Below are 24,337 nucleotides of genomic sequence, written 5' to 3' on the forward strand. Positions count from 1 at the left end.
AATTTATGCAAACAACAGAACTTGATCCTGCGTTATCGCAAACACTCAGTAACGCTGAAAAAGGCGGCTTGAAACTGGTGATCGCCAATAAAAATTATTCGTCCTGGTCCATGCGGCCATGGGTGGCGATGACGGCGTTCAATATTCCGTTTCAGGAAATTTCCTTGTTGCTGGATCGTTCCGATACGACTGCGCAAATTGCGCATTACTCATCGGCTGGCCGTGTGCCGATACTGATTGCGGGCGATACGACGATTTGGGATTCGCTGGCGATTTGCGAATATCTGGCCGAGCAATTTCCGGAAAAGAAAATGTGGCCGGAAGATGTTGCTGCACGCGCGTTGGCACGTTCGATTTGTGCGGAGATGCATTCCGGCTTCACCGGTGTGCGCTCTGCCATGTGGATGAATATCCGTGCAAAATTTCCCGGCAAAGGTCGCACGATAGAAGCGCAAGCGGATATCGGTCGCATCAGCGAGATCTGGGAAAACTGTCTTGCACTATCCGGCCCTAGCCAATTCCTGTTTGGCGAATTCTCGATTGCCGATGCTTATTTCGCACCGGTCGTGATGCGCTTCCGTACGTATGATGTGGTGTTGGCACCGGCGTTGGACGCGTATGTAGAACGTGTTGCTGCGCATCCTGCTGTTGCACAATGGATTAACGGTGCATTGGCAGAAGTTGATCACATCGATAAATACGATATCTATCCAGACTGAATTCGATTGGACATGAAGACTTACATCGTCGGCGGTGCAGTACGCGATGAATTACTCGGCGTGCCGGTCAAGGATCGCGATTATGTCGTGGTCGGTGCAACGCCGAAGGAAATGATTGCGCAAGGCTATACACCGGTCGGCAAAGATTTTCCTGTCTTCCTCCATCCTGTTACACACGCAGAATATGCGCTCGCACGTACCGAGCGCAAGACGGAACCTGGTTATAAAGGCTTCGTCTTCCATACGGATGCCAGCGTCACACTGGAAGAAGATTTGATCCGACGTGATCTGACTATCAATGCGATGGCGAAGGATGAGAGCGGCGCGATCGTCGATCTGTTCAATGGACAGCGAGATATAGAACAACGGATATTCCGACATGTGTCGCCAGCTTTTGCGGAAGACCCAGTGCGTATTTTGCGCATCGCACGTTTTGCCGCACGCTTCCCGCAATTCTCGGTCGCAGCAGAAACCAATGCACTGATGCAAACGATGGTGGCAGCAGGCGAGGTCGATGCGCTGGTGCCTGAGCGTGTCTGGCAGGAGTTGGCGCGCGGCTTGATGGAAATCCAACCGTCACGCATGTTTGCAGTGCTACGCGATTGCGGTGCGCTGCAGCGCATTCTGCCGGAGCTGGATGTGTTGTGGGGTGTGCCGCAGCCTGAGCAATATCATCCTGAAATCGACACCGGCGTACATGTGATGATGGTGATTGATTATGCGGCGCAGACCAAGGCTGATTTGCCTATACGGTGCGCAGCCTTATTGCACGATCTGGGCAAGGGTGTCACGCCACCGGAGCTGTGGCCGCGTCATCATGGGCATGAGATGCATAGCGTGAAGCTGGTGGATGCCGTGTGCAAGCGTTTGAAGATTCCAAACGAGTGTCGTGATCTGGCTTTGATGACGGCGCGTGAACATGGCAATGTCGGCCGTGCGCTGGAATTGCGCGCCAAGACTATCGTGACTTTATTTGAGCGTTGCGATGCCTTCCGCAAGCCGCAACGTTTTATTGATATGTTGTCTGCGTCGGAATGCGATCATCGCGGTCGTACCGGTTTTGCAGATAAACCATTTCAGCAGAAGGTTTATCTGCAATCTGCATTAAACGCTGCGCAAACGGTCAATGGTGGTGAGATTGCCGAAGCGACGCGACTACGTTATCCGGATCAGGCGCAACGCATTCCGGAAGCGATACATGAAGCGCGCGTGCATGCGGTTGCGGCGGCGATCGAGAGCTTATCTTCCGATTGAGTCTCGATCGCTAGATGAACAATGTGCGTTGATGACGCACTGTACATTTATCGGATGAAGCGTCCGTCTCTACCTATCATCGTCAATTCAACGAATTCGCTACCAGTGTGATCGGTTGGTGTATAGGTAATGGTTACTCCGCCTAGATCGACTTTTTGTATCGATTCCAAAGCGCGAATGAATTTCTCTCTCGTCAGGTCGCGACCTGCACGTTTCAAACCCTCGACCAATACCTTGGCGGCCACAAAACCTTCCATCGCGGCGTAAGACACTGTGGTGTTGTGAGCTTTTGCCGCTGCGCTGAACTCTTTGCCCAATCCGGTTGACATCAAATTCGGTGCCGGCGTGATTTGTGACACGATGATGCCGGTACCGATAGCTCCAAGGTCCTGCACGAAGGACTGGGATGAATTGTTCGATAGCGTCATGATTTGCATCAGGCCGCCTTTGGCACGTATAGCCTTGATGACTTCAATCGTATTGGCTGATGAGCTGACGATGATCAAGGCGCTCGGATTGGCCTTGATGACGGCGTCTGCCGTGGCTGCATAGTCAGGTTTGACGCGCGGAAATGACGCAATGATAGTGGGCGTTATATTGTGTGTATTCATCGCACTGACGAAGCCAGCCAGCCCGTCTTTGCCAAATGAATCATCGACGTGCAGCAAGCCTATGCTTTTTGCACCGCTGGTTACAAAATGCTCCACACCTTTTTTCACTTCATCCTGATATTTTGCGCGCACGTTGAATATCAGTGGCTGCGTGGGTGTATGAAAAATCATGGCACCTGTGCTGGGCGCAACCAAAGGAACCTTGTTGGCCACCATGAGCGGCAGTATGGCTTCGGTGTGTGGTGTGCCGCGATTCAGGAACAAGGCGAATACATGTTCTTTCTTGATCAGTGACTCGGCATTGGCGGCAGCCAGCTTGGGATCGAATTTGTCGTCCAGTGTGATGAGTTCGATTTTTCTGCCATTCACGCCGCCGCGGCTATTTACTCCGGCGAGATAGGCGTTGGCACCTTCATTCATTTCTTTGACTGGTGCTGCAATGGTGCCGGTCAGGCCTATGGTTTGACCGATCAGGATTTTGGTATCGGTCACGCCATCTTCTGCATAAAGCTGGCAGGAAAAGTTGACGAGAATCAGGCCGACAATAAACGTGCGCAAACGACTAACCATGCTCTATTTCCTCCTTGGGTGGCCGTTTGCACATCGATATGCGTTGGGCTCAATTATTGTGATTGTGCTTTAGCATGCCATATCTATGGGATGAGGCAATGAATTTTCCATCGTTGCGTATTGATTTCATGTCTTTTTGATAAAAATTGAGACGAATGCCATAAACAGGGCATTGCGGGAGAGGCAGGAGTAAGCAGTGCCGCCGATGAGGCGCGATGGTAATCCGAGTTAATCGGATCAAGTCATAGGAACATGGCGCCGCGTGGACAGCACGTAAGCACGTAACTCACTACGTGTTACAACGCCATCATTGTTGGCATCGATCTTCTCGAAATTTTCCACGATCAAAGCCATTTTGGCTGCTTTGGCTTCGGACTTGGTAATGCGTTGAACAGGTGCGATGACCTTTTGTGAGGCTGCCTTGTCCTGCGCATGTTTGCTTTGATAGGCTTCTGCGGATAGCTGCGCAGCCGTAGCATTGACGACCATCAGCGCTATCGTCAGAGCGATAAGCTTGATTTTCATTTTATTACTCCCCTTACAAGCACGAATACGTGTTTGGTAGTCTCCATTGAAAGATTATTCTGGTGACTTTGCCAATTCATTTACGCCTTGTTACATTTGACTTGGGGCAATATTCATTTTCCTCATAAGAATCCAAGAAAGGATTCGTTTGTAGGCATGATTTTCCTGCGTAATCTGAGAACGTTAGCCCTGCTGGATGCTTGCAGCAGAGCTAACAGCTCAGATTGGAGGAATGTATGGATTTGCTTGATTCGATCACGGCAGCGTCTGCCGCCGCGGTAGTGATCGCAGCGCTGCTCTATCGTTTATGAACGGCAGAGTCATGCGCTGCAAATTAGAACTTGGGAATATGCAGCGTTTTGCTGATCATCAGCGTGCCGGACAGCACATACAGCAGCGCAAATGGATGTAACTCCCACGAAGCGATCATCCAGGCGCCACCATAAATCGTTTGCCCAACAAGTTCGTGCGATGCCAGCCATGCCAGGATGCCGGTGATGATGACGCTGGTCGGTATGGGTGTTCCTTCGAAATAAGCGACCTTATCGCCGCCTTCGGACAAACTCTCAGCGGTGACGTTATAGCGTGCCAGACGGCTTACGCCGCAGCAGACGAAGTAAATCATCGCAACCCAGTCCCAGCCGCCGGTCAAGCCAGCGGCAAAGCCCAGTGCTACCGGTGCCAGGCCGAATGAAATGACATCCGCCAAAGAATCCAGTTCGCGTCCCATTGCGGAATGCTGACGCCGCCAGCGTGCAATTTTGCCGTCCAGTACATCGAATATGAAGGCGGCAGGTGCCATGGCTGCGGCTGCGTAAAAATGCGTCAGCGACTGACTTGCCATGTACAGCATGGAAAAAAATACGGCCGCCACACCGCAGGCTGCGTTGCCTAGTGTAAAGAAATCAGCAAGATGAAAACCGCGCAACATGGAAAAATGCTTGCGAGGCGTGTTGGGTGAGGCCATTACCGTCTCTCTGTGTAGGAGTTATTTGATTGGATTGCCGACAAGATTAACGAGTGGCGGGTGTCTGACTGGCAAGTATGTCATTGAATTAAATGATTGTGCAGAGAAATAGTTGGAAACCCAATCGATGGGAAATGCCTTTATTCCACATATTGCAATCATGTAATTTTGATTCAGCATAAGTCGGATACCGTACATACGGAGGTGAATCGGCATCCTATATTGAGTTTTTATCCAGCAGGAGGTCATATGCTATTCACTCAAAGTTTGCTCCGCAAAGTGTGGAAATATGCACTAGGCGCGTCTCTTTTTGCCGTCAGTCTCTTGTTCGTTTCAACCACGGCGACTGCAGCCGACAAGGCGGTGAGCGCGTATCAGCAAGAGCGTGCAGCCTGCCAATCTGCCTCGGATCGTAAGGAATGCTTGCGAGATGCCGGTGCCGCGCTCGATGCCTCGAAACACGGGCAATTGACGAGCGGGGATGCGGGGCTATATGAAAGAAACGCTTTAATGCGTTGCAAAGCCTTGCCGGAATCTGATCGTCAAGATTGCGTGCGACGCGTACATGGCGAGGGACAAGTATCCGGTAGTGTGTCCGGCGGCGGTATTTTCCGCGAAACGAAAACTATCATCGTTGATCCTCCTCCGCAGCCAAACGTGATACCTGAGCAACCCAAATATCGCAATATGCCCGCGCCTATGCCTATGGAACCACAAGGCAATGGCATGCGTTAATGTGCATAAGGTGTAGAGTGTTTGAAACATAGACGTCAGTCTGAGTGCTGACGTCTATGTCTAGTGATGGGAGCGCATCATGCTGTTATCCAGAAATCATTTCAAATCTCTGTCATCTGATGGCCATTCCGTTGAGCGTGGATTGTCACCGTTCGCTGTGTTGAAGAGTTTCTTGCTGGAGTTATTGGCGACGTATGCCAGATCCAAGTCTTGATCAAGCTCTTAGCCGTTTTCTTGCGCGATGAAATTTTCATATCCACGTGCGCGCAATGCACAGGCAGGACACGTGCCGCAGCCATATCCCCAAGCATGCAAGGCACCGCGCTCACCCAGATAGCAAGTGTGTGTTCCTTCGCGTATCAGATCGACCAGGGGCGGGCCGCCTAGATCCTGTGCCATCTTCCACGTCTCGGCCTTGTCTATCCACATCAGCGGTGTTTCCACCTTCAGACGCGTTGCCATGCCGAGATTGAGTGCAACTTGCAGTGCTTTCATCGTATCGTCGCGGCAATCCGGGTAGCCGGAAAAATCTGTTTCGCACATGCCGCCAACCAAGACATCCAGACCGCGGCGATAAGCAACCGTCGCGGCTACCATCATGAAAAGCAAATTGCGACCGGGCACAAAGGTATTGGGCAGGCCGTTTTCCATCATCGCGATTTCTACATTTTGCGTGAGTGCGGTATCGGATATTTTTGAAATCAGCGACAGATCGATCATGTGATCCTCGCCCAGCTTGTTATCCCATTCCGGTGAAAACGCGCGCAGCTTTTGCAGCACACTGGGGCGTACTGTCAGCTCGATCGCATGTCGCTGACCGTAGTCAAAGCCGATTGTTTCAACCTTGGCATAGCGCGAGAGCGCCCATGCTACGCAGGTAGTGGAATCTTGACCGCCGCTGAACAGTACCAGTGCGCCATCTGCAGAACTCATGTTTTCCTTCATCATCAAAATCGGTGACTGGTTCGACGTGAGCGAACCGGTCTTAAAGCAGAATTATATGTGTTGATTGTCTATCGATCTTGCATGCTTACGATAGTGGCGTGACTTTGGTCAGCGTCTGTTCGATGAAGTCGCCTTCAGGTTCGGTAATACGCACGCGCGCCGGATACCATTGCATGGAAGGTGCAAACCAGATGTCGAGTTTTTGTTCCGAACTGCCGTCCTTGATGACTTTGCTGACTTTCACGGTATTCAAGTCGCCTAAAGCCGTGTTGATTTTTTCCGCTTTGTTGACCTTGAAGGTCCAGGCATCAGCATCTTTTTGTCCCGCGACGATGAGAGGGATGGTAGCGCCGGCTTTGAATTTATTCGGTGTGCTGCGCGCGATGGTGGCTAGTTGCCATACAACGCTATTGCGATCCTGCTCGCCGCCCTTGATCGGATAGCTGGCGTCAGATGCGCTGAATGTAATGGTTTTCGTGTCGCGATTGAATGTTGCTGTCGTAGGGTCTTTGCGATAGCGTTTTTCGGTTGAGGTCGATGGAGCGAGACCGTATGTATCTATGCCGCCTTCACTCTTTGCTTCCAGTATTTTTCCGAGCAGCATGGCTCGTGTTTCACTTGTGATGGAGTAATTATTTTTGTCTGCAGTCCAATGGATGGTAGCTGTGCCATTGAGTTGCAAGCCGCGCTGATTGGCAGTAATTGCATAATTCAGATCGGCAGATGGCGGCAGGTTGAATGCACGTTTGGCCGACGTTTGTGCAAGTACAGCACCAGTTGATGTGGCAATAACGCATGCCAGCAGCATGGATTCTAGATTGCGGGAAAGAGTGCGCTTCATTGGGTCACCAAAAAAGTAAGTGTGAAAATGTCTGACTAGGGTACAGAGGAAACGTTCAGCTTGCTGAGCGTCATGTCGAGATAGTCGCCGTTGGCTTCCGTATAACGCAATCGGACTGGGTACCATTGCTGCTGTGGGGCAAGCCAGATATCCAGTTTTTGATCGTAGGAACCATTTTTCGGTGAGCGTACTACGTGCCATGTATTTGTGCTGACGCCGTCTATCTGAATTTCTTCCTGACCAACTACCAGAATGTGCCACGTTTCTGCATTGCGCGTGCCAGCCACAAACAAGTCTATGCTGGCGCCGGGCACGAACTTCGCAGGATCGCCGCGCCCTATGCCCGCCAATTGCCAAATGATGCTGGCTCTATCCTGTTCGCCGCCGGTGCGTGGGTACGATAGCGTGGAGGCGGAAAAGCTGATGGTGTTACGTTCGCGATGGAAGTGCGTATTGGTTTCTGATTTGCGGAAACGTTTTTCGCTATACAGCTCTGGCACGATGCCGATGTCTTCGATAGTGCCGGTACTTTTGAAACGTAATGCGGTAATGAAGAGTATGCCGAAATCGCCATCTACCGTATATGTGCTGCCATTGTTATGCCAACTGATAGTGCCGCTGCCATACATGGGCGCACCTTCCTTTGGTGTTTTTTGTATGTCGTATTTCAGCTCGGCTGAGGGCGGCAGATCGATGGTGTAAGACACTGCGTTTGTTTTTTCCTCAGGCGGATTGCTGGCCGCCGGCGTCGTATCCGTTGTGCTCGCTTCTGTATCGCTCGTATCAGTTGTGTGCGGATCGTTGCTTGCCGTGGCGATATCTGCGGCGGGAGCGGCAATTTCTGCTGGTGGTGCTACTGGCGGTGGCGCGACCGGACGCGGCCGTGGTTTTGGCTTGGGCTTCACAGCGGCAACGATAACCGGTTTAGGAATAATCGGTGCTTCCAACGTTGCATCAATCACGAGGGCATCGTCGGGTGCACTGGTCGATGGCAGATGAATGAAGCCACGCGCCCAACTGATGACGATCCAATGCAGCAATACAGATGCAATCAAGATAAATAGCCAGCCCATGGAGAGCCGCACGCGCTTGGCGCGTTGCTGGCTGGGCGGTATATCTGTCGTCATGGTCGCTAGTGTAAACGCAACGCCTTAGCTTGGGTGTGCCAGCACGCGTGTATCGCGCCGCGTAAAATGGGCGCTTATGGATGGTTTAAGAAGGTCGCAGATTGAATATTTCAGGTAAAAAAATTGTCGCGCTTGCATTGCTCCTGTGCGCCAGCGTGATCGCAGGCGCAGCAGAGCCGATCAAGATAGGCATGATAGATGGTATGTCCGGCCCTTTTGCCAATGCGGGAGAAGCGGTGGCGCGTAATCTGCAATTGGCGATAGAGACAGTCAATGCGCGTGGCGGCGTTAAATTGCCGGATGGCAGACATCCGCTGGCGCTGGAAATTTTTGATAACAAACTGGGTGTTGAAGAGTCCTTGATCGAATTCAAACGCCTGACCGACAAACACATTCCCTTCGTGGTGCAAGGTAATAGCTCGGCCGTTGCGGCGGCGCTGATAGACGCCGTTGCTAAACATAATCAGCGTGTGCCGGATAACCGTGTCTTGTTCCTCAATTATTCTGCCGTCGATCCGGCGCTGACGAATGAGAAGTGCAGTTACTGGCATTTTCGTTTCGATGCCAATGCCGATATGCGGATGAACGCATTGACCGAAGTGATCAAAGGCGATGCGCGTGCCAAGCGTGTTTATCTGATCGGGCAGGATTACAGTTTCGGCCGTTTGGTAGCACAAGCTGCACGCAGCCAGCTTGCAGCCAAACGTCCAGACATCGTGATCGTCGGCGATGAGTTGCATCCTATCGGCAAGATCAAGGATTTCGCACCGTATATCGCCAAAATCAAGGCGAGCGGTGCCGATGCTGTCATCACCGGCAATTGGGGCAATGATCTGACTTTATTGGTCAAGGCGGCGAAAGAATTCGGTTTGAATACCAAGTTCTATACGTTCTATGGCAATGGCTTGGGTGCGCCTGCTGCGATAGGCGATGCGGGTGTGGATCGTGTGCGTGCAGTGGCGGAATGGCATCCCAATGCCGGCGATGGTGTCGTCAATTCAGCCAGTGATCGTTTTTACAGCGCGTTCCGCCAGCGTTATCCGCAGGCCAAGGACGACTATGTGTTTTTGCGCATGCACGTGATGATAGAGATGCTGGTAGCTGCGATGGAAAAGGCCAAATCGACAGAGGCGAATGCAGTCGCCAAAGCATTGGAAGGTGGGCATTATCAAAATGCCTTCCACGATGCGACGATGCGCGCTGCTGACCATCAATTGATACAGCCGCTGTATGTATCGGTGATGCGTAAAAAATCGAATGGCGGCATACGCTTCGATAACGAAGGCAGTGGTTACGGATTCAAGACGGAGCTTTATCTGCCAGCAGCCAGTACCGCTTTGTCGACGAGTTGCAAAATGCAGCGTCCACCGCGTTAGAAATTCGGACGCTAGCCATTATCTGCTACGCTGCACTTATTCCCGAGTTGGTTTTCTTGTCGCAAGATGTTCTTCTGGAGGTTTATCGTGACGCAGCCTAATATGCCCAATCTTCCAGGCTTCGATGCCATGGCCGACACGATGGAGTTCGTCAAGAATATGTGGGGCGGGATGAAAGCGCCAGCGGCCGGCATTCCCGGCATGGTCATGCCCACGTTGTCGGTGGAAGAGATCAACAAGCAGATCGCCGATTTGAAGGCGGTAGAAGCGTGGTTGAACGCAAACATGACGATGCTGCGCGGCACGATACAAGCGCTGGAAGTGCAAAGCGCAACGATCTCCACTTTGCGCACCATGGGTGAAACGTTTGGCGCCAACATGCAAGGAAGCCCCGCAACGCATCCAGCAGCTGCTTCTGCAAGCGTCGATCCTTTACAGGCGAGTGCAGCATCTGCTGCTGCATCAACCGCATGGTGGACGACGTTGCAGGAACAATTCAATCAAACGGTAAGCAGCGTGATGTCCGAAGAGAATGCGGTGCAGAAGAAAACAAAGCCGCAGGCAGCACAACCTAAAACCACATCCACGGCAGCGAAAAAAACTGCCGCAAAATCGGCAGCAAAGCCACGCAAAAAACGCACACCTGCTGACTAATCTTGACGGCTTATGTCGGTTTGGCGGCAGTGTTAGACGTGCCTGATACGCGCAGATGTTTGGCAAGCCAGATGGTGGCAATGCCGCATGCGACCGCGATATAGCCGACGGTGTTGTAGTGTTCGACCTGTCCGCTAGGCGTGCGTGTCATGATGAAGCCGGCGACGAGCGTGGCGAGGCCAGATGCCAGCATCTGCACCGATGAGATCAATGTCATGAAGGTGCCGCGTACATGTGCTTCAGGTACGGCGCTCACCATCGCCATGCCAGGCACCATGCGGCCCGGTACCAAAATAAAGAAAATCGTCGAGTTGATCAGCACCAGCCACCAGGCAATCGGTCCCATATGCGTCGTGATCAATAGCGGAATGAAGGATGCCAAGGCCACCACCTGGAACACCTTCAGCTTGCCGTATTTGTCTGCCATCCGGCCGATCAACTGAGAAGTAAAAAATGTCGCCGCGCCACCACATAGATAAATGATAGTAAGGAATGATTCCGGCATGCCGACATTGCTTGTCAGATAAAGCGGGATATACGGAATGACGGTAAAGCCCGCCATCATCATCAGCGCAATGAAAGCAAATCCAGTTAAGTGGCGTGGTTCTTTAGCGACAGCAAAGATTTGCTGAAAAATATTCCCGACGCGTTTTCTTCCCAGATGCGCGGTCAGATTCGGCAGCAATTTATAACCGATGATCCAGAATACGCTCGATAGTAAAACGATGAAGAAGAAGGGCGCGCGCCAACCCAGCGTAGTGAAATAAGAGGCCAGCAACAAGCCCAAAGGCACGCCGGCAACTGTCGATATCGAGAACGCCGCCATCACGGTTCCCAGCGCCTTGCCGCGTCGCTCAAACGGAATCACATCCGCCACCATGGTTTGCACCAAGGCACCCAGAATGCCACCGAATGCACCGGCCAGCGCGCGTGCAATCAACAGCGAAGTGTAGTTGGGTGCGAGACCGCAGCACAGCGTGGCGATGATGAAGCAGGTGTACAAGGTCAGCAACAACTTGCGTCTATCAAAACGATCGATATAGGTTGCGGCGAGCAGACTGGATGCTGCCGCAGCAAACGTATATGAGGACAGCAGCAAGCCGAATTGATGCGTATCGATATGCAAGAGGCGGATCAGCTGCGGGCCGAGCGGCATCATGATCATGAAATCAAGAATGTGCGTGAACTGTATGCCGGCGATGGTCAGCAGGAACAGACGTTCATTTTTGACGACAGGTGTATGTGTGGTGGAGTGCAAGAAAGCCTGATGGTTATTATTTTGATAAAACGAGTCTTGAGAATTCAGCGAAGCGAAAAGTGCACTGAGGTTGTTGAATGACCTCTGGATAGATCAGCTTGCTGTAAGCGCTAGTCTAATGCTTTTTCTCAAGTGACGTGGCTGATGCCAAATTGGCCCTCATACAAACGCGAGTATCGAGTAGACAACATTCTTTTCTATCCGTAAGCTGTGACGGTCACAGCGCATGTGTAGTTATTCCTTATATTCCGCGTCCCATCACAAATCAAATGTCATGAGCCTGCTCAACTGGTCTCTTTTCTTTGCTACCAGTTCGATCTTTACGCTCTGGGTCATGCGTTGGGGTGGTGCTGAATGGATGGAGGGCTGGAAGTCTTTTTTCTTCATAGACTGGTTTCGTTCTTCGCTCTGGAGTGCGGAACAGATCAAGCTGTATTTTTTGCTGCTTTGGTTGTTGCACGTAATATGGTTTGTCGTGGGCATATTCATACCGATGGCGCGCGCTTTTCCATGAGATCGCTGATCATCATGTCTCGCGCTGTATCTACTACAGGCAAATAAATTATTAAAAATAGAGCTGCATCGTATGCAGCCACTGATGCATTGATCAATCCAAAAACAATTATTGAGGGGCAGGCATGATCTGGTTTTTTACTTATGTTCTCGCGGGTGCGTTTGTTGGCGTGTTGGCAGGCCTGCTTGGGATAGGTGGCGGCATGACGCTGGTGCCTATCATGGCCGCATTATTCGCTGCACAGCACTTTGCACCGGATCATGTGGTGCACATGGCGCTGGCGACTTGCATGGCATCGATTGTCTTTACGTCCGGCTCCAGTGTGCGCGAGCATCTTAAATTCGACGGCGTGGATTTTAATATCGTCAAACGCATGACGCCGGGTTTGGTTGTCGGCAGTTTGCTTGCTACCTCTATCTCTGCTTGGATTCCGCAACGACATTTGGCGCTGAGCTTTGCCGTGATTGTGTTCTTTGGCGCGACGCAAATACTGTTGAATAAAAAACCGAAAGCAGCGCGTTCGTTGCCTTCGGCGTGGCCGCTGTTTGGTGTTGGGCTGATTATCGGAATTATCGGTGGTTTGGTTTCCGCCGGTGGTGCATTCCTCACGATCCCGTTCATGTTGTGGTGCGGTGTTCCTATGAAGAAAACCATAGGAACCGGCGCCATGATGGGCATACCCTTGGCCATCGTTGGCACAATCGGTTATGTGATTTCGGGCTGGAATGTTCCGGGTTTGCCGGACGATGCGGTAGGTTTTATTTCTACCATTGGCTTGGCCGGCATCGTTTGCGGCAGCGTGTTTACCGCACCTTTTGGTGCGCGTCTGGCGCATCGTTTGCCGGTACCAGTTTTGAAACGCATCTTTGCCTGCCTGCTGTATGTGCTGGCGGCGAAGATGTTGTGGACCTACTGGTAAAAGTGTAAGGCGTTGCTTGGCAGTCGCCAGACAACGCATAGGTATCAGTTCTTGCGCGAGAATTTCTCGGCGAGCTGACTTAATTTCTCGGCGCGCATGCGATCGGCTTCTTCTGCTTCACGTTGCTTGGCGGCAGCTTTGCGCTGTGTTTCTTCCGCTTGTCGCTGTGCTTTGCGTTGTTCCGCATTCTTCTTGAAGCGTTCTTTCAGCGTCGTCGTGGCATGTGTGCGGTGCACTTCTGTCACTTCATCAGCATTGCTGCCATCAAGGTTGAAACGTACAGTCGCTTTTTCCATGCCTTTCAGATAACGCAGGGAATTGGTATGTATGCCGAGTGCGGTGCGCAATGATTTGCGGCTGACATCGGGCATTTGTGCGATCAGTTGCTTGTCGATGCCGATGGCCAAGGGCAGGTATTCGCCGAATACGGTGAATTTTTCCTGAAGTTCCTTAAGCAAGGTACGTGCGGATTGAATTGGGTTAGGCGTAGATTCGGTAGTCGTCATTAACAGCAGTCGAGCAATGGATAAGCTTAGGGTTCGCAGGATATCACGATGCTGCGGTATTGCCTGTAATTGTCTCTTTTTTATCTGGATTACCGCTGCCGGTTTCTCGCGTAGCGTGTACAGTGCGGCATGATTTATCCATTCATGAATGAGATGCAATGATGTACGAAGATGACGAAAACGAGCGGGATGAGCCGATAGAGCGGCCATGGATAGTCTTAAAAACCACCTACGATGTGGAAGCATGGATCGATCATCAAAACCGCAATATTCAGTATTTGATTAAAAACGGCAAAGCGAGCGGCTGGGGTATTTGCTTTTGTCTGACTGAGGGCGGAGATATTTTTCTGCACACGACATCGGAGGGCGATGTCTTGCTGGATGTGACGCCTGAAGCTGAATGGGTCACGCCGCTGATCGCTGCGGTTGCGCAAGTAGAAGCCTCAGCTACACAAATCTGGCATTTGCCGGGAGATCGTCTGACGCAGTTGGTGCTTGGCTTGAGTAGTTTGATCGCAACGACAAGATTGGTCGTCGATCATAATTTCAATCGTAAAAAGTACTAAACGCCTAAACGACAAGTTTACCTGCAGAAAAACAAAGGGCGAATCAGCCATGCTGGTTCGCCCTTTGACTTATCTATTACGAACTGAAACGATCGCTGAGCAGCGATCGTTTCTAACTCACGCTGTTGCTTCCTTGTGGTGACGCTTACTCAAGTAGTTACCTACGATGACAACGCCAATTGCAAGTACCAAGCCTGGAATGCTCAAGTGAGCGCTGCCGAACAAGGCGATTTCGTGGTGCGGGATATTGGCTTCGATCCACGGCGTAACCGCTGCATCGGAGAACAACATTTCGCCAGCCAGATAGCCCAGCAATGCCGCACCCAGCGTGATGATGACTGGGAATTTTTCCATCAACTTCAACACTAGTGTGCTACCGAATACGATCAACGGTACGCTGATAGCCAGACCGATGACGAGCAAGGTGACATTGCCGTTGGCTGCAGCGGCAACGCCGAGCACGTTATCGAGACTCATGACCAAATCGGCGATCAGAATGGTTTTGATGGCGCCCCACAGGTTGGAGTGGCCTTCAATATTCTCTTCGCCGCCATCTTCGGACAGCAATTGCACGCCGATGTAGAACAGCAGAACTGCGCCGATTAACTTCAAGTACGGCAGCGTCAGTAATTGCAGAGCAAAAATGGTCAAAACGATACGCAGGATAATCGCCGCTGCACTACCGTAAAGAACGGCCATTTTCTTTTGTTTTGGTGGCAGGGACTTGGCTGCCAAGGCGATGACAACGGCGTTATCGCCGGACAACACGATGTTGATCAAGATGATGTTGCCGAGTGCTGCCCAAAATGCTGGAGATCCTAGTAATTCCATGTCTTCCTCAAGGTTTGTTGAATTAAAGTGGCGGTCGACTTACGACTATGTTGTTGTCTGCCATCGGACGAATCCGACGCCATCTTTTGGCCACTACAAGCGCTAATGCGTGCACATTTCCTGGTGGTTCAATGCATGGAGTTCAAGCTTCAATATAGAAGACTTCAACCCAGACTGGAAGGGACGTTTTTGCTATGCAATTAACGTCTCTACGCAGGCGCAGGTTAGCTCGGAAGAACTTAAAATTACGTGATATTAACGTTAGTTTTCCGTTAAAACTGATTGGAAGTGGATGCGGAAAATACTACCCCCTTGCGGCCTGTCGTCGTGCTCGAGCTTGGCGCCCAAGTATTCGCAGATACGTATGGCCAAAGCCAGGCCGAGACCGGAGCCGGCTGAGCCTATCAGTGCCGGTTGTGAGGGGTCGTTCTTGAGGCGTGCGCGGATAATGTCCGGAACGCCGGGGCCGGTGTCCTCCACCAGCACACTGTGGTCCTGGATGGAGACGACGACTGAGCCTTCATCGGTATATTCGCAGGCATTGCGGATCAGGTTGCCGATGGCCGACGACAGTAACTCCTTGCGTCCAAATACCGAGAAATCCTTGCCTTCCTGGAAGTGCAGGCTGATAGGCCGATCCCTTACCAAGGGCTGGCCACGCTCTATCTCTGATCGGATTACTTCGGAAATGGAGGTTAACGGTCGGTCTATGGTGTCCGGGCGTCGTGCCAGCAGCAAGAGCACACCGACGCAATTGGTTGCCTCTTTGGCAGCGCGCAATATGCGTTGGGCGGGTGCGTGTAGCGCCGGTTGTGTGGCAGTTTGTTCCACCAGCAGCTCGGACGCGCCGATGATAATCGTCAAGGGTGTGCGCAGTTCATGGCTGACGTCGCCAGTGAAGAAGCGCTCACGTGCCAGAAATTGCTTGAGTTCGGCAGTATGCGCAGCGAACGAGCGCGCCAATATGCCTAATTCATCCTGATTGTTGAGTAATGGCAATTCTGCCTTGCTCTTTTTATCCATGACCGCTGCTGCCAGCTTGATGATGGGATCAACAAAGCCGCGCGCGATAAAGGTGCCGAGAAAGAGGGACAGGGCGACAAAGCCGAGAAAGCCGGCGCCGAGCATGGCGTAAATCACGTGCTCGATGTTTTTGTATTCGCTGGCGCGATCAAGCACGACGTAAGTGCCTTCTGCATCCTGGCCGACCAGCAAATGCACGGTCTGGCCGTCGAAGGTTTTCTTTACGACGCCTTGTGGCAGATCGCGCAGTTCTGGTGGGATATCGGGGCCGTGATAGAAGTTGACGTCAGACGGCATTTCTACCGGCATGCCGGCCGCATGTCGCGGTGATGCCCATGCCGCGATGCTGCGCAGATGTTCGTCAACCAGTAAATCCTCTATGCCGACTATGGCAACAGAGGCAATAACGCCAACGAATGTACAAACTGCCAGTGCGAAAAAAAGATAGGCGACGACTATGCGCCGCCGTATCGTACTAGGGCGTTTCATCCGCTTCTACCAGACGATAGCCGATACCTTGCACCGTCTTCAGCATGGCGAACGGGTGTGCTTTATCCAGTGCATGTCGCAACGCATGGATGTGGGTGCGCAGCGCATCGCTATCAGGCGGATGATCTCCCCATACTTCCAGTTCCAGCGTTTCCCGCGAGACGACTTTAGGAGCTTCTTTCATCAAGCAGGTCAGGATCTTGAATCCGGTTTTGGTCAGCGAGATAGGAATGCCATCGCGTTTGACTTGGTAGGTCGAGGTGTCGAATACCAGATTGCCGACGCTCAGGAAGTTCGTGCCCTGGTTCTTGCCGCGGGCGCGACGCACCAATGCTTTCAGGCGTACTTCCACTTCCAGCAGCGAGAATGGCTTGACCAGATAATCGTCTGCGCCGCTGTCAAAGCCGGCAACTTTATCGTCCAGCGTATCGCGCGCGGTCAGCATCAACACCGGCGTGTCTTTTTGCAATTCGTCGCGCATTTTGCGGCATAAGGTCAGGCCGTCGATACCGGGCAATTTGATGTCGAGTATGACGGCATCGTAGTCATGCTGTGCTGCGAGTGCGAAGCCTGCATATCCGTTTGCGGCGGAGTCGAGTACATAGCCGCGCGGCTCAAGAAATGCATACAGATTCGCGACGATATCGGCATTGTCTTCAATGATCAGAATGCGCATGGTAGTGGGGGCGATTGCTCGTCCGTTATCTCTTAATTTTGGGCGTGTCTGGAAAATCACTCAGTCGTGCAACCTGAGGAACGGCTTTTTGAATCAGCTTGTTTAAAGCATCGTCATTATGCCTGCGCGTGCTGCGTATCGCAGCATTTTGCAGAAAATCGTCTTTTACATCCGTATCAGCCACACGACAGACTAGATTCCCCGTTTGTGCATGTGGTTTAAGGCTGTGCTTTTTGCACGAGCGCTTTTTCTATCTCAGTAACCAGTTTTTTGTCTTCTGGCGTTACTTTTGAAGGATAACTGTCTATGACTTTACCGTTGCGATCCAGCAGGATTTTATGGAAGTTCCATTTCGGCGTGGTCGCGCCCGCTGCCATCAGTCCTTTATAAAAAGGATTGCTGTTTGGCCCGATAACCGAGGTTTTGGCAAACATCGGAAATTTCACGCCGTAGGTGTTGTAGCAAAACTCAGCGATTTCTTTATTGGCACCTGGTTCCTGCTGGCCGAAATCGTTGGAGGCAAAGCCGAGCACCACCAAGCCTTGCGCTTTGTATTTGGCATAAAGCTGTTCCAATCCTTCGTATTGCCCGGTAAAGCCGCAATAACTTGCCGTATTGACGACCAACAGCACCTTGCCTGCGTACTGGCAAAGGTTCTGTGGTACTTCATCCTGCAAGCGATTAACGGAGTAATTTAGTGTCGCAGGGCAGGCCGCAGGTGCCGCGGCAGGAGTTTGTGCCATTGCATGCGTACCGATGCCCAGGCCGCTTAGAAGTACGCAACGCAGAAGCAATCGTATGAATTTATTTGTCATGACCAGGCCAATTGAGTGTGTGTTGATGTAGATCATATTGCACCAAGACGCAGGGTTTGTCATGGAGCGGAAAAAATTGCCTATTACCATGTGCTAAGTGAAAAACAGATTGAATTCGGCCTCAGATAGTTTAAATTTTTAGTAATTAAGGACTGATTTTTGCGTTCGATTTCAACGTTAAGAAAACATTAAAAAAGCAAGTAACGGCGCGGGATAGACGCGTTTTCGATACTTGAAAAGAATCGAATCAGGCAATGTTTTTCCAGAGAAATGCGGGCCTGTTTAGTCCCAGATACTGGGTGGGCGGTGGATTTCTTGGTAGAATCAAGGACTTAACTCAATTTTTAAGGCGCGTATGCTGTACCCAGAATTGTTTAAATCGCTAGAGCAAGTTCGCTGGAACATGGAAAAAGACATTCCATGGGATCAGTTCGACGGCTCCAAACTGACCGATGAGCAGGCACAAACGATCCGCATGAATGCGATTACCGAGTGGTCTGCCTTGCCTGCAACCGAAATGTTCTTGCGTGACAATCGCGGCGACAGTGACTTTTCCGCATTTATGTCGGTTTGGTTCTTCGAAGAGCAAAAGCATTCCTTGGTGCTGATGGAATACCTGCGTCGCTTCCGTCCTGAATATGTTCCGACTGAAGAAGAGCTGCACAACGTACGTTTCGAATTCGATCCAGCGCCAGCGCTGGAAACATTGATGATGCATTTCTGCGGCGAAATCCGTTTGAATCACTGGTACCGTTGCGCCTCCGATTGGCACACAGAGCCTGTCATCAAGCAAATCTACAAAATCATCAGCCAGGATGAAGCACGCCACGGCGGCGCTTATCTGCGCTACATGAAAAAAGCATTGGTAGAAGTCGGCGATACAGCACGCGCCGCCTTTGCGAAGATCGGCGTCTTGATGGCTTCAGCCCGTCGTACGGAAAAACCATTGCACCCGACCAATCTGCACGTGAACCAATCCTTGTTCCCGAACGATACGGTGCAATCGCGTTTGCCTGATCCGGAATGGCTGGAGCGTTGGCTCGACGGTCAGATCAAGTTCGACAGCGAATGGGAAAAGAAAGTCGTGGATCGCATTCTGCACAATATGTCGCTGTTGTTCGAGCGTACCTTTGGTACCGTGCAGGAACTGAATCGCTATCGCAAGGAAGTCGTGACGCGTATCGCAGCTGCACAACCAGTCTGAGTTCGCATCATTCGATTAAAAAGCCGCAAGCATGTTTGCGGCTTTTTTTATGTAAAGGAAAAACTATGCAACGTCGCACAATCTTGCAAGCCTTGGCGCTGGTCGGTATGGTTCCGGCGATCTCATTCGCCAAAGCAAGTCAGCCGGTGATTAATGTATATAAAAGTGCGACCTGCGGTTGCTGTACCGAATGGATTACGCATCTGGAAAAAAATGGTTTCAAGGTAAATGCGCACAATGTGCCGAATACTGCAGCCTATAGAACCAAATTTGGCGTGCCGCAAGCACTGGGCAGTTGCCACACAGGCGTGGTCAATGGTTATGCGCTGGAAGGCCATGTGCCGGCGGCTGATATCAAGCGCTTGCTGGCAGAAAAGCCGAAGGCCAAAGGATTGGCTGTTCCTGGCATGCCGATGGGATCGCCTGGGATGGAAGTAGAGGGCGAGCCGGCCGATGCTTATGATGTCGTGCTGTTTCAGGCGGATGGCTCATCCAGGGTTTACCGACACTATGCCGCCAAGTAATACTGCGGGTTGAGACAAATAAAAAAGGACGTTTAAAAACGTCCTTTTTTTATTCGGGATTGCCGTGATGACGATCAGTGGTGGTGATGTTCCATGCTGTCGGTTTCTTCGCTTTTCTTCTTGCCGTCTTCTACAAAGATAGATGTTTCTATCTTCCCGGCTTTTTTGAAGGTCAATGTCAGTGGGAGTTTGTCGCCCACTTTGAGCGGTGACTTCAAGCCTATCAACATGATGTGATAACCGTCGCCCGGTTGCATCGCTATTTTTTCCTTGGCTTTGATTTCCAGAGTGCCGACTTCGCGCATGCGCATCACATGGTCTGCTGTCATCGACATGGTGTGGATTTCTACCGATGCCGCCACTGGTGATTTGGCTGAGATCAAGGTGTCGGCGCTATTGCCCTTGTTTTCCAATGTCAGATAAGCGCCGCCGCTGGTTTGACCTGCGACTGTGGCGCGTGCATAAGGATGGTCGACAGAGATATCGCCGACGCGATAGTCGTGAGCAACAGCAGCTGTACTGATTGCGAATGTAAGGACGGCGAAAGAAAGTTGACGCAGGTTCATGAGATTCCTTGGGTGAGGATACAGCCGGCTTCGGAGGTCAAAAGAGTGTGCTTATCGTAGCCTAAAACAAAACGATGCTTATTGGCCACCGGCAAAATTGTTTTGTCGCCACGCTTCATACACGACGACTGCAACGGTGTTGGATAAATTCAGACTGCGATTATCTGGCCGCATCGGTAAACGTATACGTTGCGATGGTGGAAAGGATTCGCGCAAGCTGGTTTCCAAGCCTTTGGTTTCCGAACCGAAGACAAAAATATCGCCAGGTTGGAAAGCAAGATTGGCAAATGGTGTCGAGCCATGTGTCGTCATCGCAAACATGCGTGCCGGATTCAGTGGCTGCTCGGCTGGGAATGACTCCAGAAATGCTTGCCAGTTGCTATGCACCTTCATTTGCGCGTAGTCGTGATAATCGAGGCCGGCACGACGCATCTTGGCATCATCAAGTGGGAAGCCTAGCGGTTCGACCAAATGCAGTTGCGCGCCGGTATTGGCACACAGGCGAATGATGTTGCCGGTATTGGGTGGGATTTCTGGTTCAACCAGTACAACATGAAACAAAGTGATTCTCCTCATCAAGCAGGTCGCCAGTTTATTGCGAAAGCGGGCAGGTGGCTTGGGTTTTTTACGGGATACCAGATGGCGGCTTTATTTCGGCGGTGTTCTGGCGAAGACGAAGTTGGTGACACGGCTTGCACCATATCGCTTCAAGGTTGCGGCGATTTCATTCAATGTCTCTCCAGTTGTCAGGACATCATCCACGATGCCTATATGCTGGCCGCGTACCAGTGCGGCCGCTTGCGGTGACAGAATAAAAGCGTGGCGAATGTTCTGGTGTCGTTCGGCTGGTGGCAGTAGCGCTTGCATAGCAGTGTCGTGCGTGCGCTCTAGCAACTGTGGCTCCAGTGGAATGGCAATCGCATGAGATAAGGGTTTGGCAATTTCGAGTGCCTGATTGAAGCCGCGTTCGGCCAATCGTTTTTCGCCTAGCGGGACGGCCGTCAATAAGGTCGGCATGGCAAATGCGCGTTCGCGCAAGATTGCATCCAGCATCAGACGAGCAAACAAAGGTGCCAATGCCAGGCGATTACCAAATTTGAGCGCGAGTACCAAATGGTCGATAGGCGCGGTGTAATCGCTGGCCACGATGGTGGCGTCGAAGGCGCGCGGATTGCGCAGGCATTCGCCGCATTGTTGTGGTGCTGTTGTCGTATGCGCAAGCGGCGATGCGCATAGTCTGCAGCGCGACGGATGGCGGCTAAAGAATTGTGCGGCGCAGTCTTGGCACAAAGCCGTCTCATCGGTGATGCCGCAGAGCGCACACGACGAAGGAATCGCCGCCGGGAGGCGTCGAATGATGTGTCGGGACCAGTCAAGAAAACGATAAAGCATCGCGCAATCCAGCCTTCCTACGTGTAAGCGTGTAAACTTGCGCGCATTATCTCATTGAAGCATTTCATTACTCGTGTCCGCCCATCCTCCCCAGCCCGACTCCAAACTCAGTGCGCCGATAGACTTGAATCGTGTGCGTACACTGTTCAGTGATCCTGCGCGCATTATTGATTCCAGCTTCTTGCGACGCGAGATTGCTACTCGTATGCATGAACGTTTGGCGCTAGTCAAAATTTCACCTGAGCACGTGCTGGATGCCGGTTGCGGCGAAGGTGCGGATCTGACGACCTTGCAAAAACGCTTCCCGCAGGCAGTCATGCTTGGACTGGATGCGTCGCCAGCGATGCTGGCTGCGGCGCAGGAAAGTCAGGTTGCGGCCTTATCGTCTATGAACCGCTTGCTGCAGCAATGGCTGCCGGCCAGCATGGGCTTGGGCAAGGACTCGAGTGCAAGTCTATTGTGCGGCAATTTTGCGCGACTTCCACTGGGCATCAATGCAGTCGATCTGGTCTGGTCCAATCTGGCGCTGCATTGGCATCCGCAGCCGGATCAGGTGTTTGTCGAATGGCGAAGGGTATTGCGTCAGGATGGTTTGCTGATGTTTTCCTGCTTTGGTCCCGATACATTTAAAGAACTGCGTGCCGCGTTCGCGGCGGCTGATGATGAGCCACATGTGTTGCCATTTGTGGACATGCATGATTTTGGTGACATGCTGGTTAATGCCGGTTTTTCGACGCCGGTGATGGACATGGAAACGCTGACCGTGACATACGGCACGGTAGAAAAGCTACTGGAAGACGTGCGTGCCTTGGGCGGCAATCCGCTGGATACCCGACGCAGAGGACTGCTTGGTAAAAAGGCATGGCAACGAGCGGTGGATGTGCTGGAGCAAAGTCGCGGCGCGGACGGGAAAGTCCCGCTCACCTTCGAAGTTGTCTATGGGCACGCATTTCGTCCGGCGCCACGCGCAACAGCAAGTGGCGAGTCAATTATCCGTTTTGATCCACCAAAAAGATAAAAATATTTGCCAAATAGACATCAATTTTGCGCTTCGCACAATTGAAAAAGGTTTCTCCTGGATAATTAAAAGCACTCATCCAGTTTTCGTATTTGCAGCACTTGAAACGCGCGAAAAGCACTTAAACAAGGGGCATGGCCATTTGTTTTTATGCTTGATAACAAAACCCTTTCCATCTTATACTTCGACGGTTTTGCGTGCACTTGGCGTTCAAGTGGCGTGTGATGGCTAACTGATAATGCTTGCTGCAACATAATCGCTCGATATTTCCGCGACGATTTGCTGGGATTGCGTTGGTTTCGGCCGAAAAGCGCAGCAATTCAAGTTAGTACGTTATTAATACAAAGATCGATCCGCCAGCGAAGCGGCATCGACTGATAGGTCGGAATTCCTCGGTATACGTGTTGCACGTGGGGTGATTTTGACGAAATACAAGAAAGAGGCGCGAGTTCATCTATGAACTGCGTTAGGAGCTGGGGCTTGCATTTGTGCCCGGTGGTTAAAACAGAATTCTTATTTGGGTTTTTGGGGAAATCATGAAACATGCGAAGCGCCTTCAATCTTTGATGCTCGGTGCGTCGTTCCTGGCGGCTGGTTTGCCGTCTTGGGCGGTAACCGATAGTCCCGGCGGACCTGCAGTGCGTCAGCTCAATTTTCACGAGCCTGTAACGCAAATCGCAGAGCAAATCTATTCACTGCACACATTAATGCTGATCATCTGTCTGGTGATCTTTGTTGCTGTGTTCGGCGTCATGTTTTATTCGATCATCAAGCATCGCAAGTCGCTCGGTCATAAATCGGCCACTTTTCATGAAAGCACCGCGGTTGAGATCGCGTGGACCATCGTCCCTTTCCTGATTGTTATCGGTATGGCACTGCCTGCGACCAAGACAGTCGTGGCGATGAAAGATACCTCCAATGCAGATATCACCATTAAAGCCACTGGTATGCAGTGGAAATGGGGTTACAACTATCTGAACGGTGAAGGCGAAGGCATCAACTTCCTGTCGAATCTGTCCACCCCACGCGAGCAAATCACCAATTCCAGCATTGCTAAAAACGAAAACTACCTGATCGAAGTCGACAATCCAGTCGTCGTGCCGGTCAACAAGAAGATTCGTATTGTTCTGACCGCCAATGACGTGATACACGCATGGATGATTCCTGCGTTCGGCGTCAAGCAAGATGCGATTCCTGGTTTTGTACGCGACACCTGGTTCAAGGCCGAGAAAATCGGTACTTACCGTGGTCAGTGCGCCGAGTTGTGCGGTAAAGATCACGCCTTCATGCCTATCGTTGTCAATGTCGTCAGTGACGAAGACTACAAAGCATGGGTAGATGGCAAGAAAAAAGAAATGGCTGCCAATGCGGATGATCCTACCAAGACATGGACGGTAGATGAACTCGTGCAGCGCGGCGAAAAAGTCTACACAGCCAACTGTATCGCTTGCCATCAGGCAAACGGTAAAGGCGTACCCGGCAGCTTCCCTGCACTGGATGCGTCCCCGATTGTTACCGGACCGAAAGCAGCCAACATCCATATGGTGATGGAAGGCAAGGGTGCGATGCCTTCATGGAAGCCTGTGTTGTCGGATACAGAGATCGCTGCGGTGATTACCTATACCCGCAATCACTGGTCCAACAAGGCTGCGGAAAACATTGTCCAACCAGCAGAAGTGCTGGCTGCGCGTAAGTAATTGAATCGGGAGACA

The 24,337-nt window shown here is 51.6% G+C and carries 28 protein-coding genes; 13 read left to right on the forward strand and 15 right to left on the reverse strand.

The features are described 5' to 3' along the window. The first annotated feature begins 5 nt into the window (after positions 1-5). Together BQ6873_RS14185 and BQ6873_RS14190 are read left to right on the forward strand one after the other, a co-directional pair. Positions 6-719, forward strand: coding sequence for a glutathione S-transferase family protein (locus tag BQ6873_RS14185; RefSeq protein WP_076593222.1), 714 nt, complete (start codon positions 6-8; stop codon positions 717-719). Between the two features lie 12 nt (positions 720-731). After that, the gene (locus BQ6873_RS14190) at positions 732-1,973 is read left to right on the forward strand and encodes a multifunctional CCA addition/repair protein (protein ID WP_076593223.1); all 1,242 of its coding nucleotides are present in this window, start codon (positions 732-734) and stop codon (positions 1,971-1,973) included. 47 nt (positions 1,974-2,020) lie between these two features. On the opposite strand, the gene BQ6873_RS14195 is transcribed toward BQ6873_RS14190, so the two are convergent. The 3 genes from BQ6873_RS14195 to BQ6873_RS14205 all read right to left on the reverse strand — a co-directional run bounded on the left by BQ6873_RS14195 (position 2,021) and on the right by BQ6873_RS14205 (position 4,646). Next, positions 2,021-3,154 (reverse strand): ABC transporter substrate-binding protein, encoded by a 1,134-nt coding sequence (locus tag BQ6873_RS14195; protein ID WP_083664475.1) that lies wholly within the window; start codon positions 3,152-3,154, stop codon positions 2,021-2,023. 237 nt (positions 3,155-3,391) lie between these two features. Continuing rightward, on the reverse strand, positions 3,392-3,679 hold the full coding sequence (locus BQ6873_RS14200) for an EF-hand domain-containing protein (RefSeq protein ID WP_076593224.1): 288 nt from the start codon (positions 3,677-3,679) through the stop codon (positions 3,392-3,394). Between the two features lie 334 nt (positions 3,680-4,013). After that, complete coding sequence (locus tag BQ6873_RS14205; RefSeq protein WP_076593225.1) at positions 4,014-4,646, reverse strand: CDP-alcohol phosphatidyltransferase family protein; 633 nt, start codon at positions 4,644-4,646, stop codon at positions 4,014-4,016. Between the two features lie 249 nt (positions 4,647-4,895). Here BQ6873_RS14205 and BQ6873_RS14210 point away from each other — a divergent pair, with 249 nt between their 5' ends. Together BQ6873_RS14210 and BQ6873_RS18365 are read left to right on the forward strand one after the other, a co-directional pair. Then, a complete protein-coding gene (locus BQ6873_RS14210) occupies positions 4,896-5,381 on the forward strand; it encodes a hypothetical protein (RefSeq protein WP_076593226.1) in 486 nt (161 codons plus the stop codon). A gap of 79 nt (positions 5,382-5,460) precedes the next feature. Then, positions 5,461-5,595 (forward strand): hypothetical protein, encoded by a 135-nt coding sequence (locus BQ6873_RS18365; protein WP_269457246.1) that lies wholly within the window; start codon positions 5,461-5,463, stop codon positions 5,593-5,595. Between the two features lie 8 nt (positions 5,596-5,603). Here the strand turns inward: BQ6873_RS18365 and queC are convergent, their stop codons facing one another. The 3 genes from queC to BQ6873_RS14225 all read right to left on the reverse strand — a co-directional run bounded on the left by queC (position 5,604) and on the right by BQ6873_RS14225 (position 8,294). After that, a complete protein-coding gene (queC, locus tag BQ6873_RS14215) occupies positions 5,604-6,314 on the reverse strand; it encodes a 7-cyano-7-deazaguanine synthase QueC (protein WP_076593227.1) in 711 nt (236 codons plus the stop codon). A gap of 97 nt (positions 6,315-6,411) precedes the next feature. Next, the gene (locus tag BQ6873_RS14220; RefSeq protein WP_076593228.1) at positions 6,412-7,167 is read right to left on the reverse strand and encodes a DUF3108 domain-containing protein; all 756 of its coding nucleotides are present in this window, start codon (positions 7,165-7,167) and stop codon (positions 6,412-6,414) included. Positions 7,168-7,202: 35 nt separating this feature from the next. Continuing rightward, positions 7,203-8,294, reverse strand: a complete 1,092-nt coding sequence (locus BQ6873_RS14225; protein ID WP_083664476.1) for a DUF3108 domain-containing protein — start codon at positions 8,292-8,294, stop codon at positions 7,203-7,205. A 101-nt stretch (positions 8,295-8,395) separates the two neighbouring features. Between BQ6873_RS14225 and BQ6873_RS14230 the strand changes: the two genes are divergently transcribed. Beyond that, the gene (locus tag BQ6873_RS14230; protein WP_083664477.1) at positions 8,396-9,670 is read left to right on the forward strand and encodes a branched-chain amino acid ABC transporter substrate-binding protein; all 1,275 of its coding nucleotides are present in this window, start codon (positions 8,396-8,398) and stop codon (positions 9,668-9,670) included. An 87-nt stretch (positions 9,671-9,757) separates the two neighbouring features. Then, entirely contained in the window at positions 9,758-10,324 is a 567-nt protein-coding gene (locus BQ6873_RS14235; protein ID WP_083664478.1) for a PhaM family polyhydroxyalkanoate granule multifunctional regulatory protein, read from the forward strand. Positions 10,325-10,334: 10 nt separating this feature from the next. Here BQ6873_RS14235 and BQ6873_RS14240 read toward each other — a convergent pair whose 3' ends face one another. Next, positions 10,335-11,582 carry an MFS transporter gene (locus tag BQ6873_RS14240; RefSeq protein ID WP_231949353.1) on the reverse strand — a complete coding sequence of 416 codons (1,248 nt, stop codon included), beginning with the start codon at positions 11,580-11,582 and terminating at the stop codon, positions 10,335-10,337. A 274-nt stretch (positions 11,583-11,856) separates the two neighbouring features. Between BQ6873_RS14240 and BQ6873_RS14245 the strand changes: the two genes are divergently transcribed. Together BQ6873_RS14245 and BQ6873_RS14250 are read left to right on the forward strand one after the other, a co-directional pair. Further along, on the forward strand, positions 11,857-12,096 hold the full coding sequence (locus tag BQ6873_RS14245; protein ID WP_076593231.1) for a hypothetical protein: 240 nt from the start codon (positions 11,857-11,859) through the stop codon (positions 12,094-12,096). 124 nt (positions 12,097-12,220) lie between these two features. Continuing rightward, positions 12,221-13,015 carry a sulfite exporter TauE/SafE family protein gene (locus BQ6873_RS14250; protein WP_076593232.1) on the forward strand — a complete coding sequence of 265 codons (795 nt, stop codon included), beginning with the start codon at positions 12,221-12,223 and terminating at the stop codon, positions 13,013-13,015. Between the two features lie 44 nt (positions 13,016-13,059). Here the strand turns inward: BQ6873_RS14250 and BQ6873_RS14255 are convergent, their stop codons facing one another. Continuing rightward, on the reverse strand, positions 13,060-13,521 hold the full coding sequence (locus BQ6873_RS14255) for a ProQ/FINO family protein (RefSeq protein WP_076593233.1): 462 nt from the start codon (positions 13,519-13,521) through the stop codon (positions 13,060-13,062). A 158-nt stretch (positions 13,522-13,679) separates the two neighbouring features. On the opposite strand from BQ6873_RS14255, the gene BQ6873_RS14260 reads away from it, so the two are divergent. Beyond that, entirely contained in the window at positions 13,680-14,087 is a 408-nt protein-coding gene (locus BQ6873_RS14260) for a hypothetical protein (protein WP_076593234.1), read from the forward strand. 117 nt (positions 14,088-14,204) lie between these two features. Here the strand turns inward: BQ6873_RS14260 and BQ6873_RS14265 are convergent, their stop codons facing one another. The 4 genes from BQ6873_RS14265 to BQ6873_RS14280 all read right to left on the reverse strand — a co-directional run bounded on the left by BQ6873_RS14265 (position 14,205) and on the right by BQ6873_RS14280 (position 17,921). Next, positions 14,205-14,918, reverse strand: coding sequence for a TerC family protein (locus BQ6873_RS14265; protein ID WP_076593235.1), 714 nt, complete (start codon positions 14,916-14,918; stop codon positions 14,205-14,207). A gap of 261 nt (positions 14,919-15,179) precedes the next feature. Further along, positions 15,180-16,430, reverse strand: coding sequence for a sensor histidine kinase (locus tag BQ6873_RS14270; RefSeq protein ID WP_076593236.1), 1,251 nt, complete (start codon positions 16,428-16,430; stop codon positions 15,180-15,182). Beyond that, positions 16,417-17,106 (reverse strand): response regulator transcription factor, encoded by a 690-nt coding sequence (locus BQ6873_RS14275; RefSeq protein WP_076593237.1) that lies wholly within the window; start codon positions 17,104-17,106, stop codon positions 16,417-16,419. The genes BQ6873_RS14270 and BQ6873_RS14275 overlap by 14 nt, the downstream gene beginning before the upstream one ends. Positions 17,107-17,324: 218 nt before the next feature. Then, positions 17,325-17,921: a glutathione peroxidase gene (locus BQ6873_RS14280; RefSeq protein WP_076594150.1), complete on the reverse strand. Its 597-nt coding sequence runs from the start codon at positions 17,919-17,921 to the stop codon at positions 17,325-17,327. Positions 17,922-18,276: 355 nt separating this feature from the next. On the opposite strand from BQ6873_RS14280, the gene BQ6873_RS14285 reads away from it, so the two are divergent. Together BQ6873_RS14285 and BQ6873_RS14290 are read left to right on the forward strand one after the other, a co-directional pair. Beyond that, entirely contained in the window at positions 18,277-19,125 is an 849-nt protein-coding gene (locus BQ6873_RS14285; protein ID WP_076593238.1) for a ferritin family protein, read from the forward strand. A 65-nt stretch (positions 19,126-19,190) separates the two neighbouring features. Continuing rightward, the gene (locus BQ6873_RS14290; protein WP_076593239.1) at positions 19,191-19,649 is read left to right on the forward strand and encodes a DUF411 domain-containing protein; all 459 of its coding nucleotides are present in this window, start codon (positions 19,191-19,193) and stop codon (positions 19,647-19,649) included. Between the two features lie 74 nt (positions 19,650-19,723). Here the strand turns inward: BQ6873_RS14290 and BQ6873_RS14295 are convergent, their stop codons facing one another. The 3 genes from BQ6873_RS14295 to BQ6873_RS14305 all read right to left on the reverse strand — a co-directional run bounded on the left by BQ6873_RS14295 (position 19,724) and on the right by BQ6873_RS14305 (position 21,607). After that, positions 19,724-20,215: a copper chaperone PCu(A)C gene (locus tag BQ6873_RS14295; protein ID WP_076593240.1), complete on the reverse strand. Its 492-nt coding sequence runs from the start codon at positions 20,213-20,215 to the stop codon at positions 19,724-19,726. A 78-nt stretch (positions 20,216-20,293) separates the two neighbouring features. Then, complete coding sequence (gene trmL, locus BQ6873_RS14300) at positions 20,294-20,776, reverse strand: tRNA (uridine(34)/cytosine(34)/5-carboxymethylaminomethyluridine(34)-2'-O)-methyltransferase TrmL (protein ID WP_076593241.1); 483 nt, start codon at positions 20,774-20,776, stop codon at positions 20,294-20,296. Positions 20,777-20,863: 87 nt separating this feature from the next. Next, complete coding sequence (locus tag BQ6873_RS14305; RefSeq protein ID WP_076593242.1) at positions 20,864-21,607, reverse strand: ComF family protein; 744 nt, start codon at positions 21,605-21,607, stop codon at positions 20,864-20,866. A gap of 73 nt (positions 21,608-21,680) precedes the next feature. On the opposite strand from BQ6873_RS14305, the gene BQ6873_RS14310 reads away from it, so the two are divergent. After that, a complete protein-coding gene (locus BQ6873_RS14310) occupies positions 21,681-22,625 on the forward strand; it encodes a methyltransferase domain-containing protein (protein WP_076593243.1) in 945 nt (314 codons plus the stop codon). 536 nt (positions 22,626-23,161) lie between these two features. Further along, positions 23,162-24,322, forward strand: a complete 1,161-nt coding sequence (coxB, locus tag BQ6873_RS14315; protein ID WP_076593244.1) for a cytochrome c oxidase subunit II — start codon at positions 23,162-23,164, stop codon at positions 24,320-24,322. The last annotated feature ends 15 nt before the right edge of the window (positions 24,323-24,337 follow it).

The organism is Herminiimonas arsenitoxidans, from assembly GCF_900130075.1.
In the GTDB taxonomy this organism is placed as follows: domain Bacteria; phylum Pseudomonadota; class Gammaproteobacteria; order Burkholderiales; family Burkholderiaceae_D; genus Oxalicibacterium; species Oxalicibacterium arsenitoxidans.